11 protein-coding genes are annotated in these 18,422 nt (G+C 65.8%); 1 reads left to right on the top strand and 10 read right to left on the bottom strand.

The genetic code is table 11. The annotated features are described in order from the left end of the window. Window positions 1-23: 23 nt before the first annotated feature. From GT613_RS05360 to serA, 9 genes are all read right to left on the bottom strand, one after another. A complete protein-coding gene (locus GT613_RS05360; RefSeq protein ID WP_009304320.1) occupies window positions 24-1,556 on the bottom strand; it encodes a 2-isopropylmalate synthase in 1,533 nt (510 codons plus the stop codon). Window positions 1,557-1,792: 236 nt separating this feature from the next. After that, a complete protein-coding gene (locus GT613_RS05355) occupies window positions 1,793-7,351 on the bottom strand; it encodes a GLUG motif-containing protein (protein ID WP_161172544.1) in 5,559 nt (1,852 codons plus the stop codon). A 261-nt stretch (window positions 7,352-7,612) separates the two neighbouring features. Then, window positions 7,613-8,848 (bottom strand): NrfD/PsrC family molybdoenzyme membrane anchor subunit, encoded by a 1,236-nt coding sequence (gene nrfD / locus GT613_RS05350; protein ID WP_144300898.1) that lies wholly within the window; start codon window positions 8,846-8,848, stop codon window positions 7,613-7,615. 10 nt (window positions 8,849-8,858) lie between these two features. Next, window positions 8,859-9,479 carry a 4Fe-4S dicluster domain-containing protein gene (locus tag GT613_RS05345; protein WP_009304318.1) on the bottom strand — a complete coding sequence of 207 codons (621 nt, stop codon included), beginning with the start codon at window positions 9,477-9,479 and terminating at the stop codon, window positions 8,859-8,861. 10 nt (window positions 9,480-9,489) lie between these two features. Next, window positions 9,490-11,892 (bottom strand): molybdopterin-dependent oxidoreductase, encoded by a 2,403-nt coding sequence (locus GT613_RS05340; protein ID WP_114519830.1) that lies wholly within the window; start codon window positions 11,890-11,892, stop codon window positions 9,490-9,492. 607 nt (window positions 11,893-12,499) lie between these two features. After that, window positions 12,500-13,432 carry a slipin family protein gene (locus GT613_RS05335; protein WP_009609294.1) on the bottom strand — a complete coding sequence of 311 codons (933 nt, stop codon included), beginning with the start codon at window positions 13,430-13,432 and terminating at the stop codon, window positions 12,500-12,502. Between the two features lie 9 nt (window positions 13,433-13,441). Beyond that, window positions 13,442-13,822 (bottom strand): GntR family transcriptional regulator, encoded by a 381-nt coding sequence (locus GT613_RS05330; protein ID WP_009304315.1) that lies wholly within the window; start codon window positions 13,820-13,822, stop codon window positions 13,442-13,444. Window positions 13,823-14,053: 231 nt separating this feature from the next. Then, a complete protein-coding gene (gene nrfD, locus GT613_RS05325; RefSeq protein WP_086414520.1) occupies window positions 14,054-14,917 on the bottom strand; it encodes an NrfD/PsrC family molybdoenzyme membrane anchor subunit in 864 nt (287 codons plus the stop codon). Window positions 14,918-14,927: 10 nt separating this feature from the next. Then, window positions 14,928-16,508: a phosphoglycerate dehydrogenase gene (serA, locus tag GT613_RS05320; RefSeq protein WP_009304313.1), complete on the bottom strand. Its 1,581-nt coding sequence runs from the start codon at window positions 16,506-16,508 to the stop codon at window positions 14,928-14,930. A 281-nt stretch (window positions 16,509-16,789) separates the two neighbouring features. Between serA and GT613_RS05315 the strand changes: the two genes are divergently transcribed. Beyond that, window positions 16,790-17,233 (top strand): hypothetical protein, encoded by a 444-nt coding sequence (locus GT613_RS05315; protein WP_009304312.1) that lies wholly within the window; start codon window positions 16,790-16,792, stop codon window positions 17,231-17,233. A 133-nt stretch (window positions 17,234-17,366) separates the two neighbouring features. On the opposite strand, the gene ilvC is transcribed toward GT613_RS05315, so the two are convergent. Further along, on the bottom strand, window positions 17,367-18,362 hold the full coding sequence (gene ilvC / locus GT613_RS05310; protein WP_009304311.1) for a ketol-acid reductoisomerase: 996 nt from the start codon (window positions 18,360-18,362) through the stop codon (window positions 17,367-17,369). Between the last annotated feature and the right edge of the window lie 60 nt (window positions 18,363-18,422).

Here is an 18,422-nt window from a genome sequence, read left to right as displayed (position 1 = left end):
CCGCTGCCGGTTCGCTTCGCGCGCTAGCGACGATGCTCCTGCTTGTCGTTGAGCAGGCGGTTCAGCGCGTTGAGGTAGGCCTTCGTGGACGAGACGATGATGTCGTTGTCCGCGCCGCGGCCCGTGTACACGCCGCCGTCGGGCGCGGTCACGCGGATGGTCACCTCGCCCAGCGCGTCGATGCCGCGCGTGACGGACTGCACCGAGAACTCGGTCAGCTCGTTGTCCACCTGCACGATCTTGTTCACGGCCTTGTACACCGCGTCGATCGGGCCCGTGCCGTACTCGCAGGCCGTGACCACCTGGTCGGCCGCGTTGCGCAGCGTGACCGTGGCCGTCGGGGTCAGCGGGAAGCCCGTGCTCACCTGCACGCCCTCAAGCGCGTAGAGGGCGCTCTCGTTGCGGTCGCGCTCGTTCACGAGGCTCTCGAGGTCCTCGTCGTACACTTCCTTCTTCTTGTCGGCCAGGTTGAGGAACGCCTCGTACACCTGGTCGAGCGCCTCGCCCTCCAGCTCGTAGCCCAGCTCCTCCAGACGGTGCTTCAAGGCCGCATGCCCCGAGCGCGCCGTGAGCACGATCTGGCTCGTGCCCGCGCCCACGTCGGCCGGGTCGATGATCTCGTAGGTGTCGCGCTTCTTCAGCACGCCGTCCTGGTGGATGCCGGAGGAGTGCGCGAAGGCGTTCGCGCCCACGATGGCCTTGTTGGCCTGCACGTTCATGCCGGTGATGGACGACACGAGGCGGCTCGCCTTGATGAACTCGCGCGTGTTGATCTCGGTGCAGGCGTCCAGCTCGTCGCCGTGCATCTTGATGCCCATGACCACTTCCTCCATGGCCGTGTTGCCCGCGCGCTCGCCCAAGCCGTTGATGGTGCATTCCACCTGGGTTGCACCGTTCTTCACGCCCGCCAGCGACAGCGCGGTGGCCATGCCGAGGTCGTTGTGGCAGTGCACCGACACCGTGGCCTTCTCGATGCCGTCCACATGGTCCATGAGGTACTTGATGCGCGCGCCGAACTCCTCGGGCAGCGAGTAGCCCGTGGTGTCGGGGATGTTCACCACCGTGGCGCCGGCCTTGATGACGGCTTCGATGACGCGCACGAGGAAGTCGTAGTCGGAGCGGCCCGCGTCCTCGGCGTAGAACTGTACGTCCTCGACGAAGTTGCGGGCGTACTTCACGCACTTGACCGCACGCTCGACGCACTCGTCCTCGGTAATGCGCAGCTTGTCGCGCAGGTGGCTCGGGCTCACGCCGATGCCGGTATGGATGCGCGGACGCTTGGCGTACTTGAGCGCGTCGGCCGCGGCGTCGATGTCCTTCTCCACCGCGCGCGTGAGGCCGCACACCGTTGCCTGGTCGCCTGCGAGCTCCGCGATGCGGCGGACGGACTCGAAGTCGCCGGGGCTCGAGATGGGGAAGCCCGCCTCGATGACGTCCACGTTGAGCCGGAGAAGTTGACGCGCCACGACCAGCTTCTCCTCGGTGTTCATGGAGGCGCCCGGCGACTGCTCGCCGTCGCGAAGCGTCGTATCGAAGATGTTGATCTTGCGCGTCATATGCGTGTTCCTTCCTTCTCGGCTCGATATAGTTTGACTATCATAGCAAATATCCCAAGCGCTCTTCTCGGAATTCGCCCCGAACGCACCAACAAAAGCGGGAAAACGACGGGAAGATGCCTGGCGCGAAAAAGGCCCGGCAAGCGCGGGGATCGCTTGCCGGGCCGTGATGCCGCAGCGTGCTCGGAGAGGAGGTCGCGCACGCTAGCAGGAGGGTGAGCTCGCTTTCGCGTACGTCAACGACGCCGAATCGCGCGCCTCCGTCCGATCACGCACGCCAGCACCGCGGACGCCGCTGCAAACGCCGCGACCGCCGCCCCCGCGCCGAACGGAGCCAGCGGATCGCCCGTGCGCGCAAGCGGGCGCGCTACGGACGCTGAGCCGGCATCGCCCGGCAGACCACCGTGAGACACGAAGAGCGCCCACTCGTCGATCGACCCATCGGCCGCCACGCTGAACCGCCACGTTCCTCCACCTATGCCGAGCCGCGCGCCCCACCGACTGTACAAGACGCTTTCGTCGAGAGTGACGAGGTAGGACCGTCCCGCTTCGAGCACCCGGGGCAGAAGAAGCCTGATCGTCATTCCGTCATCGGAAACCCGAACGCGATCGCCGAGCGCCTCGACGCGGGCGAGCTCGCCGCCCAGCTCGCTTCGCAATATGACGAGCCCCGTCCCCTTCTCCACAAGCTGATTGAAGGTCATCTCCAGCATCGAGCTCGCCGGGTCGCAGGAAGCCGATCCGCGCACGACCGAGAGTCGCGTCAGCGCAAGCGGGGCGGTGCACACGTTGAGCGGCACGTCGAACTTCGATGTGTACGCCCCTGTCGACGACTTCTTCACCTCGATGGTCTCGAGCACGGCTTGCGGCGTGTCGCTCGTGATGGTGAGCGAGCTCTTCCACGCCGCGCTTCTCTGATCGCGTATGAGATCGTAGCCGTCACGCCCGTCCGGCGCGATGGTGACGGGACCCACGTACCAGTCATCGTGACCGTTTCCGCCCTTCTCGCCGCTGACGACGAAGCGCCCCTCCGCGCTGTCCTGGGTCACCGTCAGCGTGCCGGGAACCAAGGTGAGATCGTAGCAATCGTCTTGAGAGAGGTAGAAGGATATCGTATGCGTGCCGAGCTCCCATGGGCTGTCCACGATCGGATCGCCCACACCTTCGATCACGTCAGCCGTCTCCCCGTTCACAAGCCCCTCAGCCGTGTAGGTATAGACGGCCTCCTCGCCCTTCAATATGGTCTTGTCGTCGGCTTTGATGATGCAGGGGGCCTTTTCGATGGTGAGATGGCCCTCGAAGCATCCGTTGTCGTCGGTTTCGCCGTTTGCCGTGTAGTACGGTTCGTCTATCTTGATGCTGACCAGATAAGGCTCGGCGCTCGGCACCGTCGGCGGCACGTCCGTCCAATCCCAGCTCCCTCCGAAACCGTACCAGTATTTCACCGTGTAGTGAGGGTTGCCGGGAAGCTCCAGATCGAACGCCGTCGGCTTGCCCTCGTACGTCTTCGTTTGCTCGAGCATGTCGGGCGTGATGTCCACGATACGGCTCTCGATGCGTGGCCACGGATAGCCGTCGCGCTCGGCCAGCACGGCGGGCGCGGGGTAGTTCATGACTTGCGCGGTCGCGCCCTCTTGCGCGGCAGTTCCCTCGTTCGCCCGCGTCCGCCACTTCTCCGGCTCCGAGAACTTGAGCGCGGACAGCGCGCCGTCGCCGGTCATGTCAACGATGGAAAGTCCGCCCACGTTGTCGAACTCGTCGTCTTTCACAGAGCCGCTGTTGGACAGAAGCGCTCCTTTGATCTGCGCGTTCGCCTCCGTTGCGTACCAGCAGCTCTCCACCTTGCCGGGCAGCCCCGACGAGTAGGACGCGATGCCACCCACGTAGCTCGATTCGATGTCGGGCGCGGTCACCCGCCCGCCGTTATAGCAATCCTTGATCGTGCCGTAAGCGTAGTAGCGGCCCACGATGCCGCCCACGTAGGCGTGCTTCTGCTCCTCGGCGGAAACCTCGCCGATGTTGAGGCATTCCCGAACAGAGCCGTTCGCGGAATACGAATCGCTCATCTCGCCCACGACGCCGCCCGCCTCGTTCCTTCCGAGCACCGAAGCGTGATTGGCGCATCCTTCGATCCTCGTCGAACCCGAAGTCGAACCTTCCAAGGATCCCGCGACGCCTCCCACTCCTTCGCCGCCCGTCACCTTGCCGATGGTGTACGAAGCGGACACGCCATCGATACGGTAGACGGAGCCAACGAGGCCGCCGGTGGAGTCGCTGCCCGTCACGCTGGCCATGTTCGAGCCGGCTTCGATCCGCACGCCGTCACCCTCCGCGCGACCGACCAGGCCGCCGGTCGAGTAGCCGCCCGTCACCTTGCCGTCGTTTTCGGCAGAGCGCACGACGGCGTTCGCAGCCGCCATGCTGCCCACGATGCCGCCCGTGTATCTGTCGCCGCTGACTGCGCCGATGTTCGAGCACCCGTCCAGCACGGCGCCCTCGCCCTCGACCCGGCCCACCAGACCGCCGACCCCCTGAGGCTTCTTCGCGTCCTCGTTGACACTCACGGCGGCGTCGTTGGCGCATCCGGACAGAGTCGCGCGCGCACCCGTCATGAGCCCGTAGATGCCGCCCACGCCGCTGTCGCCGCGCACGGGAACCGTGTTCGTGTACGACGCAAGCGCGAAATCGTCCGCCGCCAGCTCGCCGACGAAACCCCCGGTCGCGTCATGTCCGACAACGCTTCCGCTGCATGAGACGCTTTCCAGATGCGCGCCCGCGCCCGACAGCCGCCCGACGACGCCGCCGATCTTGCCGCCCCAGCAAGAGACGAGTCCGTCATGGGAAGCCCCTGTCACCCGCACGTTCGCGCCCGACAAGCTGCCTACGAGCCCTCCGCTTGTCGAAGCGCCGTAAGTCTTGCCTGCGTGCGTGCAGTTCGTTATCTGCGCGTTCGCACCGGACAGCTCGCCCACCAGGCCGCCCGTCATATCCTCGCCTTGAACCTCGCCGCGCACGGTGCAATCGGAAATCCGCGCGTCGTCGCCCGCAAGCCTTCCCACCAGGCCGCCCGTGCGATCACCGCCCCACAGGAAGTCCGTTTCGACACGGCAATCCCGAACGTGCAGCCGATCGCCCGTCACCGTGCCCACCAGGCCGCCTGCGCCGTCGGCATCCGGCACCATGATGTCTTCCTCGCACGCGCACGCGCGGATGAGCACGTCGTCGCCCGACACGAGCCCCGCCACGCCGCCGGCCGTGCCGTCTTCGAGCGTCACGGCGCCTATGCAGTTGTACAGCATCGCGTTGCTGCGAACCTCGCCCGCAAGGGAGCCGCACAGTTCGCTGCCGGCACGCAGAATGCCGCCCACCTTCACGTTCATGATCCTGCCGCCGTCGAGCACGGCCGCCAATCCAGCCGCGGCGTACGTCATCGTGACGGTATGCCCCCTGCCGTCGAATTTGCCGCGATACCCCTGCGCGCCGCCCAACCCGACGAACTCCGTGCCCACGGAGATGTCGTTTGCCAGCACGTAGTTCCGATCGGGATGATTCGCAGCCTCAAGAAGATCGTCTGCGGTATAGAGGAAGGCGAACTCCTCGAACACCGGCTCTGCCGCGCCGTCCAGCTCCTGGCTTTCGAAATCGTGCCGCGATGCGATGCCGGAGTAGCCGATGCCGAGCGCAGCCGCCGCCCCGCCCGGCGCGAAGGGAGCCAGCATCGGGTAGCAGCGCAACTCGAACGCGCCATCCTGCGATGTCGAGCACTCGCTCGTGTACGACCAGCGGCTGTCGCCCAGCTCGTCGCGCAAACCCTCTTCCAGCATCTGGTCGGTCGTGCGCCCCTCGACGTAGACGTCGTTGCCATTTGTCGAGCTGTCGCCCACCGGGGGGAGATCCACGCGGTCGGCGTTGTAGTACAGATGGCTCAAGCGGGAGCTTCCCGTGCTCTTGTTGCGCGCGCCGACGAACGTTCCCACATCGTCCGAGCCTGAGACGCCGCCCGCAACGTAGCAGTAGCTCAAGCTGCGCGGCATGGGCGTGTCCGTCATGTCGCCCGCGATGCCGCCCACCGCGCTTTCGCCTTCCACGTCACCCGTGGAATAGCAGTACGCGATATCCGCGCTCGCGTCGCCCACGACGCCGCCCACCCGCAGGTTGCCGCGCACGGAACCCTCGCTGAAGCAATCCTCCAGATAGTGGCCGCTCAAGTAGCCCACCACGCCGCCGCAGCCCGTTCCGGTTCCCGTCACGGTACCGTAGTTGGCGCCTAAGCCGAGCGCGTGGTCCAACCCGATGGGCACCTTGAAGATCACCCGCGTGGCCGACGTGGCTCCCGCGATGCCGCCCACGCTGTCCACCCCGCTCACGTCGCCGTAATTCAAAAGCGACTGGGCCATGCCGAACGTCTTGTTGTCGCCGATCACGCCGCCGACCTCCGAGCGACCCTGCACGGAGCCGCGGTTCACGCACAGCAAGACGCCGGCGTTGTTGGCGCCCACGATGCCGCCCACGCCGTCGCCCGTCCCCGACACGGCTCCGTTGTTCTCGCACCCCGTGATGTAGCAGTCGTAATCGATCTCGGGACTGATGCTGCCCACGATGCCGCCGACCGATCCGTCGCCCGACACGGTGCCGTGGTTCTCGCAGTTCTCCAAAACGCCCTTGCCGTCCAGGTGCGCCAGAACGCCGCCTGTCAGCGAGTTGCCGCCGGTGCTGACGTTCGCCACGGCGCCGTAGTTCTCGCAGCCGCTCGCGCGCGCGTTGTCATTGAAGTAGAGGAAGCAGCCGGCCGCATCGGCAGTTGTGCCCGTGACGTTCCCGTAATTGACGCAGTTCTCGAAAACCGCATCGTCCTCCGCCGTGCTGGCGATGCCCGCACCCTGTCCCACGAGGTCGAGATGGCTCTCGCAGGACGCGATACGGCCCGATGACACCAGCGCGATGCCGCCGATGGCGGCCCCTTGCAAGTCGCCGTCCGCGCTGCAGTTTTCAATGACGCCGCCGCTCTCGTTAAAGCACGCGATGCCGCCCACCAGACCCACCGGCCCGATGGAGCAGTCGAGCTTCACGTTGCGAACGGTGCCGCTGTTCCTGTACGCCAGCGCCGACGCGTACATGACCGCTGCGGGTTCGAGGGAATTGGACGTGGCGACCGTTCCGGTTATGCGCAGATTCTCGATCAGGCCGGCGTTCTCTCGAAACATCGACAGGAAGGAGACGCCGCCGTCGGCCGAGCCGTACACGAAGCGAACGTCCATCGCGAGCTCGATTTGCGCGTTGCAGCCGTCGAAGCGCCCGGTGAACGTCGCGTCAATGGGAGCGAAATCGGACTTCGGCCGATACATCGTGGATGCGAGGTAGTAGTTCCCGTCGGCCGGATACGCGGGGTCTTTCCCGACCTTCGCCAGCTCGGCGTCGTTTTCGATGAAGATAGCCTCCTGCGGGCCGCTTCCATCGCCGAAATCATGCAGGCTCTTCGTAGGGGCGCTTGCGAAAGAGGCGCGGGCAGCCTCATTCTCGGCATCGTCGGCTGTGGTCGCGGGAGCGTCTGCGGCTCCTTCGGTATCTTCGGACTCCGACGGAGACTCGCCGAGCGCAGCGTTTTCAGGCGTGGGTCGATCGGAGACGTCGGCTGCGGGCTCTTCCGTCTCCCCTGACGGGGTCTCGCCGGTCGGCGCCTCGCCGACGGGAACCATCGCCTCGGGCTCCTCGGCGAAAGCGGCTTGCGGCACAAGCCCCAGCGCCAGAACCAGCGCCATCGTCATCGAGAACGCGCGCTTCCCCATAGCTTTCATGCGACCACTCCGTTCACGCCGAACCGCCTGGTTGCTCCTATGCGGCGCATCGTCTTGCGATGCAGCGCACGCGAACAACCGGTTTCCAACTATTCTACGTCGCGACGAGGAAGCAACGCCTTACCCTACGTGCCAAAACGCCCCCATTCGCGCCACCCCGAACGAATACGAGCGTCGAGAACGCGAAAAAGGCCCGGCAAGCGCGGGGATCGCTTGCCGGGCCGTGATGCCGCAGCGTGCTCGGAGAGGAGGTCGCGCACGCTAGCAGGAGGGTGAGCTCGCTTTCGCGTCGGCCGCGCCGTGGGCAGCCGCGTCGGCGTCGATGAGGTCGGTCGGCTTCGCCTTCATGATGAAGCGCTCGACGAGGATGAGGAAGGCCAGCGCGCCCAGCGCGATGACGCCGAGAAGCACCGCATACTCCACCCAGGAGGGCGCGTACCAGCTGGTCGCCGCCCACACGTCCATGCCGGAGGTAGCGGCCGACGTGCCGTCGATGAGACCCGGGCCGCCGAAGGTGTTCGGCGTGATGAACGAGCTGAACAGCAGCCACACGCGCTTGCAGAACACGCCCACCACCACGCACGCCGAGGAGAACACGATGAGGCCGGTCTTCTGGCGGTTCTTCGCGAACACGAGGATGGTGAACGGGATGAGCACGCCCACGATGATCTCGATCCAGAAGTACGGGGCCGTGGCACCGAAGAACATCTGCGACAGCACGTGCCAGCCGCCCTCGGAACCGGGATAGCCCGTGGTCAGCAGCTCGCAGCCCACCATGTAGCCGTCGACCGCGATGCAGGTGGCCAGAAGGCCCGCCAGCATGCCCATGAGCTTCTTCGACGTCTCCCAAATGCCGCGGCGGTTCATCCACGCCAGCGCGATGAGCAAAAGCGCCAGGCCGGAGTCCATGGCCGAGGCCACGAACAAGGGGCCCATGATGGCCGAATGCCAGCCCTCGCGAGCGATCTGCAGGCCGAATATCCACGCCGTCACCGTGTGCACGAGGATGGCGATGGGCAGGGCGAAGCGCGACACGATGGCGATCTTGGACTTGTCGGCCCTCTTCGAGGTCATGAAGTACAGGTAGACCAGGTTGATGACCAGGTAGCACGAGATGACGCAGATGTCCCAGAACAGAGGCGAGATGAAGTTCGGGGAAATGATCAGGTTGAAGATGCGCGCCACGCCGCCGAGGTCGAGGATGACCAGCAGGCCCGCGCAGCAGATGCACACCGTGGACACGCACACGGCCGGCAGCGCCACCTTCTTGAACTCGGTGACGTGGAAGATCGATGCCGATGAGGCCACGATCAAACCGCCGGCGGACAAGCCGACGAAGAACATGAACGCGGCGATGTACAGGCCCCAGGAGGTGCCGTTGTTCATGCCGGTCACGCCCAAACCGAACATGGTCTGGTAGATCCAGGCGGCCGCCCCCGCGGCGGCGATCACGGCCAGAACCACCATGACCGGACGGGAGATTCGCTTCGTTTCCATCTGGGCCCCCTTACGCGTTGTAGTAACGGAGCTGCGGGCGGGTGCCGAACTCCTCGAGCAGCTGATAGGCATGGTTCTCGCGCACGACCTTCGAGATCTCGGACTCGGGATCGTCCAAGTCGCCGTACACGCGGGCGCGGCCCGGGCACACGCGCACGCACATGGGGATGTCGCCGCGGTCGGTGCGCTCCTTGCACAGCGTGCACTTCTCCGCCACGCCCTTCGGGCGCACCGGCACGTCCTTGTCGCCGTAGTTCCAGTTGGGATCGCGCTCGGGCTCGCTCCAGTTGAACACGCGGGCGTTGTAGGGGCAAGCGGCCATGCAGATGCGGCAGCCGATGCACTTGTCGTAGTGGATTTCCACGCGACCCATATCGTCTTTGTACGTGGCGCCCACGGGGCACACCTTCAGACAGGCGGGGTTTTCGCAGTGCTGGCACGCCACGGGGATGTAGGTGCGGCTGAGGTCGGGGTACGTCCCCTGCGCGCCGTCGGCGGTATCCACGCCGTCGGTCTCCACGCGGATGTACAGCATGTTCATGGGTATGTTGTTCTGCATCTTGCAGGCGTTCGCGCAGGTGTTGCACCCGACGCAACGCTCAAGGTTGATGGCGATGCCAAGCTTGGTCATGATCGCTCACCTACGCTTTCTTGATTTCGACGAGGGTATCGGAGAACGGGATGACCGGGCCGCACATGAGCTCGGCGCCTCGCTCGACGTAGCCGTCGTTCGTGACGTTCTGGACGTTGCCTTCGATGAGGAAGTCGGCCGTCTGCCCCTCGAACATGCGCGCGCTGCCGGGGCGGATGGACTCGTTGGCCTTCACGCGGCACTTGAAGGAGCCGCGGTCGTTGAACACTTCCACCGCATCTCCCGTGGCCAGGCCGCGCTTCTCCATTTCAGAGGGGTTCAGCTCGATGCGCGGCTCGGCGAACTGCTGGATCCACTTGGCATCGTTGAACTGGTTGTGGATGCGGTAGCGCGTGCGCACGTTCGCCAGCTGCAGCGGGTAGGTTTCGGCCAGCTTGTTGCCGGCGTGCGCCTCAAGCGGCGGCTCGTAGGCGGGAAGCGCCTGACCGTATTCCACAAGAGCGTCGTAGTAGACGTCCATGCGCGTGGAGGGGGTGGCGAACACGCGGTCCATGAACTCTCGGCGCGGCTCCTCGATGCCCTCGAGGGGATACACGCCGTTCGCAGCGTTGATCTTGTCGATGGTGAGCGCGGAGACGTACGGGTCCTCGGAGGAGGACAGCACCTTCGCCACCCATTCCTCGGACGTGGCGGGCAGGTACTGGTCTTTGCCGAAACGCTTGGCGATTTCCTTGCCGATCCAGAAGTCGGTGCGAGCCTCGAACAACGGCTCGATGATCTTGTTCTGCAGCACGATGTTGCTGTAGCCGATCTTCACGCTCCCCACCTCCGCGTCGTTCTCGAAGCGCGTGGTGGCGGGCAGGATGACGTCGGCCCACTTCGCGCCCTCGGTGAAGTACGGGTCGATGGTGACGATGAAGTCGAGGCCGCGCGCGAACTCGGTGGTCTTGTTCATGTTGCCGATGTGCTGCTGGAGCACATCGCCGCAGAAGATGCAGGCGCGCACCTTGGCGTTACCCTCGCGGGCATCGTACAGCGGCATCTCCAGCGTGCCGGCCGTCATGTCCTCGGGAAGCTCCCAGGCGCCCAGCGTGCCCGCATGGCCGTTGTAGCTGCCGCCCACGAACACGCCCACGCCGGCGCCCACCTTGCCCACGTTGCCCGTGAGGGCCACGAGCGTTGCGGCAGCGTGGCCGGCGATGTCGGCGTTGCCCATCTTGTCGTTGCCGCCCCAGCCCAGCGCCAGGCAGGCAGGACCCTCGGCGTACTCGCGGGCAAGTTGGCAGATGGTGGCGGCGGGCACGCCGCTTACGCTTTCAGCCCACTCGGGAGTGTACTCGACCTGCTTCTGCTTGAGGAGCGAGAACACCGTGGTGCAGGATGCGCCGTCCACGTCGAAGGTGCCCTCGAGAGCGGGCTTCACGGCCGCGACGTCGTAGGCCGCCTTCGCGTTCGTCGCCGTGTCCCACACGAAGAAGGGGTTCTGCTCGCCGGTCTCGGGCTCTTCGGCGTCAGGATCCTCCGCGTGGTCGCGCACGAGCTTGCCCGTCGCGACGTCCACGAGGAACGGAAGCGAGGTGTGGTTCAGCACGAAGTCCTCGTCGTAGAGCTGCTCGTCGAGGATGACGCTGGCCATGCCGAGGAAGAATGCGGCATCGGTGCCCGGCGTGATGGGCACCCACTGATCCGATTTGCCGGCCGTCGTGGAGAAGTGGGGATCCACCGTCACCATGCGGGTGCCAGCTTCCTTCGCCTCGAAGAACAGGCGCACGTTGGGCAGGCTGGACTCCAGGAAGTTGCTGCCCACGTTGAGCACGAGCTTGGAATTCACCCAGTCGCGAGCCTCGCAGGTGGCCATCGCGTAGCCGCCGCCGAAACCGATGGCAGGATCCAAACCGTTGCCGATGCCCACGTCGATGCCGGAGCTGGCATCCACCTGCGCGCCCAGCACGGCGGCCAGCCACGGGAAGTTCGCTTCGGCGCCCGTCGAGATGACCACGCAGTCGTTTCCGTACTTGCCCTGGAGCTCCTTGAGCTTGTCGCACACCTCGTCGAGCGCTTCGTCCCACGAGATAGGCTCGAACTCGCCCGCGCCGCGCTCTCCGGTGCGTCGAAGCGGGGTCTGCACGCGATGGTCGCCGTAGATGTGCTGGACCTCGGAAATGCCCTTCACGCAGATGGTTTCGTACCGGTCGTCGCAGCAGTGGTTCGGCTGAACCGACACCATGCGCCCGTCGCGCACCGTGCACGCCAGCGGGCACATGCCGCCGCAGTGGGACTGGTGGTAGGTGAACGCCGTGTACTCCTCGGCGGTCTCGGCATGCGCCGGAACCAGCCATCCGTCAGCGGAGGTCATCGCCCCCGCCGCGCCCAACATCGCCAGGCCGGCGCCCGCGACGGCGGTTCCCTTGACGAAACCCCGACGCGTCACGCTCATCTCGTCTGTGGTCATTGCATCCCCTTTCTCAGTGACTCATGACCGTTTCCTCGACCTCTAATTAACTGTTTTCATAGTAATATAGTTAAATAGGAAATTGAATATGTTCATTTCAAGAATAATTTAGACGTCTGCGAACGGTGCGGAAAACGCGGCGAAGGTCGCGAGAGCGGGATGCCCTTGCGACCTTCGCCTTGCGAAAACGACGCCTTGTCGACATCGTATGCCCATGTCAGTTATCATATATTACGTTTTGGCAAATGTTTTACCGAGCGCAGCCGCACCGTCATCGGAAGCGTCCGCTCCCCTATCGCACCATAGCAGAATCCGCCGCCGCGTAGCTGGCCTTTCCGATCCCGCAACCAATCGTTCGCGAACGAGCGGCCGACGGTGTCGGACAAGCGGAGGCGCCCGATCGGGCTATCGGCGAGATACGGATTCAGGAGAACGGCGGCGCCTGCGGCGGGCAGAGGCGGGCTGTCAGCAAGCCGGCGACCCGCATCCGACGGCCCTGATGTTTCACGTGAAACATTTGTTTGCGCGAACGATTGTTTCACGTGAAACATTTGTACGTTTACGGGCACTGCCGAGAGGATGGCGCCCTTGCTTGCCGCAGGAGGGGCTACTTCTTCCCCTTGAGGGCGGAGGCTATGTCGCCTGTGAAGCCCTGGGCGTAGGGGCTCGGCACCACCACCATGTTGCCGCCCTCCTTCACGCTCTCGTTCACGAGGCTCATCATGCGCAGCTGCAGCGCCAGGTCGTCCTCGCGATAGGCGTGCGCGGCCTCGATGAACATGTCGGAGATGTCCTTCTCAACCTCGGCCAGCACGACGCGGGCGTTGCGCTCCTGCTGTGCCTGGGCTTCGGCGCTCATGGCGTTCTGCAGCTCCTGGGGCATGCGGATGTCGCGGATCTCCACGTCGATGATCGTGACGCCCCACTGCTCGGTTTTCTCCTCGATGTTTTTCTTCAGCTGGCGATCGATATGCGCGCGCTGCATGGACAGTTCGGCGATCTCCACCTGGCCGATGGCGTCGCGCAGCGCCGTCTGCGCCACGAGCGACGCCGAGTGCTCGTAGTCTTCCACGGCCAGGCACGCCTTCTTCGGATCCCACACCATCCAGAACACGACGGCGTCGAGATCCACCGGCACGAGATCGGCCGTGAGCACCTGCTCGGCCGAACACGAGATGGACGAGATGCGCTGGTCGATGACGATGGTCACCGAATCCACCACGGGGACGGTGACGTACAGACCCGGCCCGGCGAGGCGGTGGAACCGGCCGAAGCGCAGCACCACGGCACGCTCCCATTCGTAGGCGATGTGCACGCTGCCTGCCAGCGCCAGGCCGGCGACCACGGCGAGCGCCACGGTGAACGCCGAGCGGAAGGGGAACGTCGCAGCCAGGACGAGGGCGAACGCAACGAGGAACAGCGTCACGGCCAGCACCACCGCACCGCGGCGCGATGCCTTGCGCCTGCCGGAGACGCTCTCCTCCCCGCCTGACAGCACGTCGTTCGCACGCTCGTTGCCGCGTTTGCCGAACTTGACCATAGCTCGCTCCTATCCCATCCGGGAGATCTTGTCCTGAAGGCGACCCGCTATCTCTTCGCGCGTCATGCCCAGCTCCTCGCACTGGCGGATGAAATCGCCCATCATCGCATCGATGGTTGACTCCAGGGAGTCCTCGTCGTCGAACGCGGGATTCTCGGCGACGAAGGTTCCGCGCCCGCGCTTCGACATGATGAGACCCGACGTCTCCATGCTGCGGTACACCTTGTTCACGGTGTTGTAGTTGATGTTGAGGTTGACGGCCATCTCGTGCACGGTGGGAAGCTGGTCGCCGGGCTGGTAGCGCCCGGTCTGGATAAGGTAGACGAGGCGGTTGCGAAGCTGCACCCAGATGGGCACGCCGCTGCGTTCGTCTATGCTGAAATTCTCCATGCCCCGAGCTTCCTCGCGCCGTCGTCGGCTGGCGCGGATTTTCCTACATCTCTAGCCAAATACAACCGTGTATATTCTAGCGCGCTTCGTCGGCATCGCCGGCGAGAATCGCGCATTCGCAAGCACGAAACGACGACAGGGCGAGACGACGAGACGAGGGAGCGAGACGAGGGGACGAGGTTGTTGCCTCATTCTGCGATCGAAGCGGGACACCGACCCCGTCCCTTCGTCTCACAGGTACGACGCGATGTCCATGAAGGGGGCCGTGCACAGGCAGTACCGCAGGAAGAAGCCGCCTATCAGCACCAGCACGCCGATGCAGGCGCAGGCGCGCGCGTCGGGACGCCGCAGCACCGCCTCCAGCGCGAAGGGGGCCGCGATGCCCGCCGCCGCGAGCGCGCCCCAGAACACGGGCGCCATATCGCCCGTCAGCAGGCGCTGCGCGGCCGCGCTCGACAGCACGTCGCCGGCCGCCGCAACCATGAAGGCCGTCAGCACGACGGCCTCGAGCGCCAGCAGCGCGCCGTCGATGCGGGAGAGCCGCGCGAACAACGGCTGCGGATCGGCGTCGCACGGAAGCGGCAGCACGAGCATCACCGCCGCGCCGCACGACAGCGACGAGCAGGTGAACAGCACCGGCACGAGCGGCGACGCCAGAAGCGGCAGCGTCCAGATGGTGGAGAGGAACAGCCCCGAGTACACCATCACCACGAGCGCGCTCGCGCAGCCGAGGGCCTTCACGGCCAGCACGGCACCGCGGCCGAGCCCGAGCACGCGCAGGTTGCACGCGAGGAGCGCCGCCACGGCGGCCATGAACGCTACGAGCGCCCACGCCCCGACCGACAGCACGCTGCCAGCCGGGTTCGCCAACACGTCGAGCGCGAGCTCGGGCCGCCCCAGGTCCAGCATGAGGCACGCGGCGCCCACTGCGACCATGCCGCACGAGACGACGAGCGACGGCAAGGCCACCCGCCCGAGCGAGCGCCTCAGCGCAGCGGACGAGCGCGCCCGCTGCGACAGGTACACGGCCGCGACGAACGTGCCGCAGCCCGCGCCCGCCAAGAACAGGTAGATGACGATGAGCGGGCCGAACATCGCGCCGCCGCTACAGCTTCACGTACCAGAGGTTTTTGAGGTCGCCCAGCCCCGCGCGCAGCTTGGACAGCACGTCGTCGTCGACGTCGCCCTCCACGTTCATGTACACGAGCGCGCATTGCTCGCCGGGCAACGTGGCGATCTGCATCGTGGTGATGTTGATGCCCGCCTCCCCCAGGATGGTGCCGATGGTGCCCACGCGCCCCGGCGCGTCCACGTACTCGAACACGAGCGACTGACCGGCCGGAGCGATGTCCAGCTGGTAGCCGAACAGCGACACGAGACGCGCAGCCTGCGCTTCGCCCGCCAGCGTGCAGGCCACTTCGGTGCCGTCGGCCACCACCGACACGGTGGAAGCGTAGCCCCCGGCGTCGGGCGACGAAAGCGTCTCCACCTTGATGCCGTGGCGCTTCGCCACCGCGTCGGCGTTCACCGGCGTCACCGTGGCCGTGCTCTGGTAGGACAGGATGCCCTTGAGCGTGCCGGCAACGAGGATGGACGCGTCGGCGTGCGCCAGCGCACCGGCCGTCGTCAGCTTCAGAAACTGGGGGATCTCGCCGTCGATCTGCGCGAGCATGCTGCCCATCATCTGGCAAGCGGGCACGTACGGTCCCACCGCGTCCATCACCTCGGGCGGCACGGGCGCCATGTTCAAGGCCGTGGGCACGATGGATCCCTCGAGACCCGCCGCCACGTACTCGGCCGTCTGCACGCCGGCTCGCAGCTGCGCCTCCTGCGTGGACGCCGCGATATGCGGCGTGAGGATGGCGTTGTCGAACTCGCGCAGGGGGCTGTCCGTGCAGGGCTCGCTTTCGTGCACGTCGATGCCGACCGCGCCGATCTTGCCGGCGGCCAGGAAGTCGGCGAGCGACTTCTCGTCGAAGATGCCGCCGCGCGCGGCGTTCACCAGGATCACGCCGTCCTTCATTCGCGCGTACTGGTCGGGCCCGAACATCCCGATGGTCTCCTTCGTCTTGGGAAGGTGGACGGTGATGAAGTCGGCCAACGGCACAAGGGCGTCCACGTCGTCGTACAGCGTCACGCCCAGCTGCTCGGCGCGCTCGGGGCTGCAGTACGGGTCGTAGCCGATCAGTTTCATGCCGAAGGCGCGTGCCCGCTCGGCCACGAGGCCGCCGATGCGGCCGAGGCCGAAGATGGCGAGCGTCTTCTCGTACAGCTCCACGCCGGTGTACTTCCCGCGCTCCCAGACGCCCTCGTGCATGGACGCGTTCGCCTGCGGAACCTTGCGCGCGCAGGCAAGCATGAGGCCGATGGCGTGCTCGGCGGCGGACACGATGTTGGACGTGGGCGCGTTGCACACGATGATGCCGTGCTCGGTGGCCGCTTCGACGTCCACGTTGTCCACGCCCACGCCGGCGCGCCCGATGATGCGCAGGCGATCGGCAGCTTCGACGACCTCGGCCGTGACCTTCGTGGCCGAGCGCACGATGAGCGCATCGTAGCCGGGAACGGTCTCGATCAGCTCCTCGGGCGTCATCTTCAGCTTGACGTCGACCTCGCACCCCTTGTCGCGGAGCACTGCGAGACCCGCCTCGGCCAGCCTCTCGGTAACCAGCACCTTCTTCGTCATAACGAAAACCACCTCTTGCCTTATGGATGTCAGGGAAACAGTCCCGCCCGGCGCCGGCCGCACGCGTTCACGCCGATCGAGCAAACGTCCTTATGATACGGAAAAACCCCATGGATAGATGCACGGGCTGCGAAATTCCCGATGAATTGCGAAAACGCGCGTCCGACTCGGCAAGCACGGCGAAAAGCGACCGCGCGGCTGCTTTGGTGCGGTATTGTAGACGTTCTCGCACCTCCCGTCGGGTATCCTATTCCGACGTACCGAAAAGAGAAGGGAACGCCATGCAGAAGACCACCTCGCAGAAAGCCCTCAAGGTCATCTCCATCATCATGATCGTGTTCGCGGCGCTCACGCTGCTCCTCGGCATCGGCGGCATCGTCACCGGCGGAGCCCTCGGCATCCTGGGCGCGGGCAGCGGCGACGCCGGAAGCGCCGCCCTCGTCGGAGGCGTGGCTGCCGTCGCCGGCTTCGTCATCCTCCTCGGAGGCGCCATCAACCTGGCCATCGGCATCTTCGGCCTGCGCGGCGCCAACGACCCGCGCAAGATCGGCGCGTTCTACGTGCTGGCCATCATCGGGCTCGCGTTCGCCGTGCTGAGCGCGCTCGGCACCTTCTTCGGCGGCAGCGCGGACGGCGGCGACATCGCCAGCGCCCTCTTCGGCCTCGTCCTGCCCCTCGCCTGCGTGCTTTTGGCCTACAACATCAAGAAGGAGAACCACCTGTAGCGGCCCGCAGCTTCGTTCCCGCACGTGAAAGAAGGGGCCCGACGTCGGGCCCCTTCTTTGTGCGAAGCCGTCTCCGGCGAATCGAACCCGTCTGCCCGCGCTTCTCCGTCTGCGCGGGCGACGGACCGCAGTCCTACCTCCTCACGAAGCTGAACATCGAGCGGATGTTGGCGCCCACTTCCTCGATCTGGGCGTTGCCGTGCTCCATGCGCTGCTCTTTGAGCCACTTCTGGCCGTTCTTCGAGTCCTCCATGAACTCGTGGGCGAAGCTGCCGTCCTGGATGCGCGCCAGCACGGTCTTCATCGCGGCCTTCGTCTCGTCGGTGATCACCTGCGGGCCGGCGTAGTAGTCGCCGTACTCGGCCGTGTTCGAGATGGAGTAGCGCATGTTCGACATGCCGCCCTCGTACATGAGGTCCACGATGAGCTTCATCTCGTGGAAGCACTCGAAGTAGGCCATCTCGGGCGGATAGCCCGCCTCCACCAGCGTCTCGAAGCCGGCGTTGATGAGCGCCGTCACGCCGCCGCACAGCACGGCCTGCTCGCCGAACAGGTCGGTTTCGGTCTCGTTCTTGAACGTGGTCTCGATGACGCCGGCGCGTGCGCCGCCGATGCCCCACGCGTACGACAGCGCCACATCCTTGGCCGCACCCGACGCGTCCTGGTTCACGCAGATGAGGCACGGCACGCCCGCGCCTTCGGTGAACACGCGGCGCACCATGTGGCCCGGGCCCTTCGGCGCGATCATGACCACATCGACGTCCGCGGGCGGCTCGATGTAGCCGAAGTGGATGTTGAAGCCGTGCGCGAACGCCAGCGTGTCGCCGGCCTTGAGATGCGGGGCGATGTCCGCTTCGTACGTGGCGGCCTGGGTCTCGTCGGGCGTGAGGATCATGATGAAGTCGGCTTCCTCGGCAGCGTCGGCGACGCTCATCACCTTGAGGCCCGCCTCCTCGGCCTTGGCCCGCGAGCGCGAGTCCTCGCGCAGGCCCACGCGCACGTCCACGCCCGAGTCCAGCAGGTTGAGCGCATGGGCGTGGCCCTGGCTGCCGTAGCCGATGATGGCCACCTTCTTGTCCTGGATGAGCTGGGGGTTCGCGTCTTTCTCGTGATAGATCGTAACAGCCATGTTCGTTTTTCCTTTCTATTGGCTGAGGTTACCTGGTGTTCGGGATGCGCCGCGCGAGCC

Origin of the sequence: Eggerthella sp. BIOML-A4 (genome assembly GCF_009875575.1) — a bacterium.
Lineage (GTDB): Bacteria > Actinomycetota > Coriobacteriia > Coriobacteriales > Eggerthellaceae > Eggerthella > Eggerthella lenta.
The sequence above is the reverse complement of the archived record's forward strand: the minus strand, read 5'-3'. Positions and strand labels throughout refer to the sequence as shown.

Coding starts and splice junctions, on each gene's coding strand:
- GT613_RS05360 (WP_009304320.1), bottom strand. CDS start 1,556: ATGACGCGCAAGATCAACATCTTCGATACGACGCTTCGCGACGGCGAG.
- GT613_RS05355 (WP_161172544.1), bottom strand. CDS start 7,351: ATGAAAGCTATGGGGAAGCGCGCGTTCTCGATGACGATGGCGCTGGTT.
- nrfD (WP_144300898.1), bottom strand. CDS start 8,848: ATGGAAACGAAGCGAATCTCCCGTCCGGTCATGGTGGTTCTGGCCGTG.
- GT613_RS05345 (WP_009304318.1), bottom strand. CDS start 9,479: ATGACCAAGCTTGGCATCGCCATCAACCTTGAGCGTTGCGTCGGGTGC.
- GT613_RS05340 (WP_114519830.1), bottom strand. CDS start 11,892: ATGACCACAGACGAGATGAGCGTGACGCGTCGGGGTTTCGTCAAGGGA.
- GT613_RS05335 (WP_009609294.1), bottom strand. CDS start 13,432: ATGGTCAAGTTCGGCAAACGCGGCAACGAGCGTGCGAACGACGTGCTG.
- GT613_RS05330 (WP_009304315.1), bottom strand. CDS start 13,822: ATGGAGAATTTCAGCATAGACGAACGCAGCGGCGTGCCCATCTGGGTG.
- nrfD (WP_086414520.1), bottom strand. CDS start 14,917: ATGTTCGGCCCGCTCATCGTCATCTACCTGTTCTTGGCGGGCGCGGGC.
- serA (WP_009304313.1), bottom strand. CDS start 16,508: ATGACGAAGAAGGTGCTGGTTACCGAGAGGCTGGCCGAGGCGGGTCTC.
- GT613_RS05315 (WP_009304312.1), top strand. CDS start 16,790: ATGCAGAAGACCACCTCGCAGAAAGCCCTCAAGGTCATCTCCATCATC.
- ilvC (WP_009304311.1), bottom strand. CDS start 18,362: ATGGCTGTTACGATCTATCACGAGAAAGACGCGAACCCCCAGCTCATC.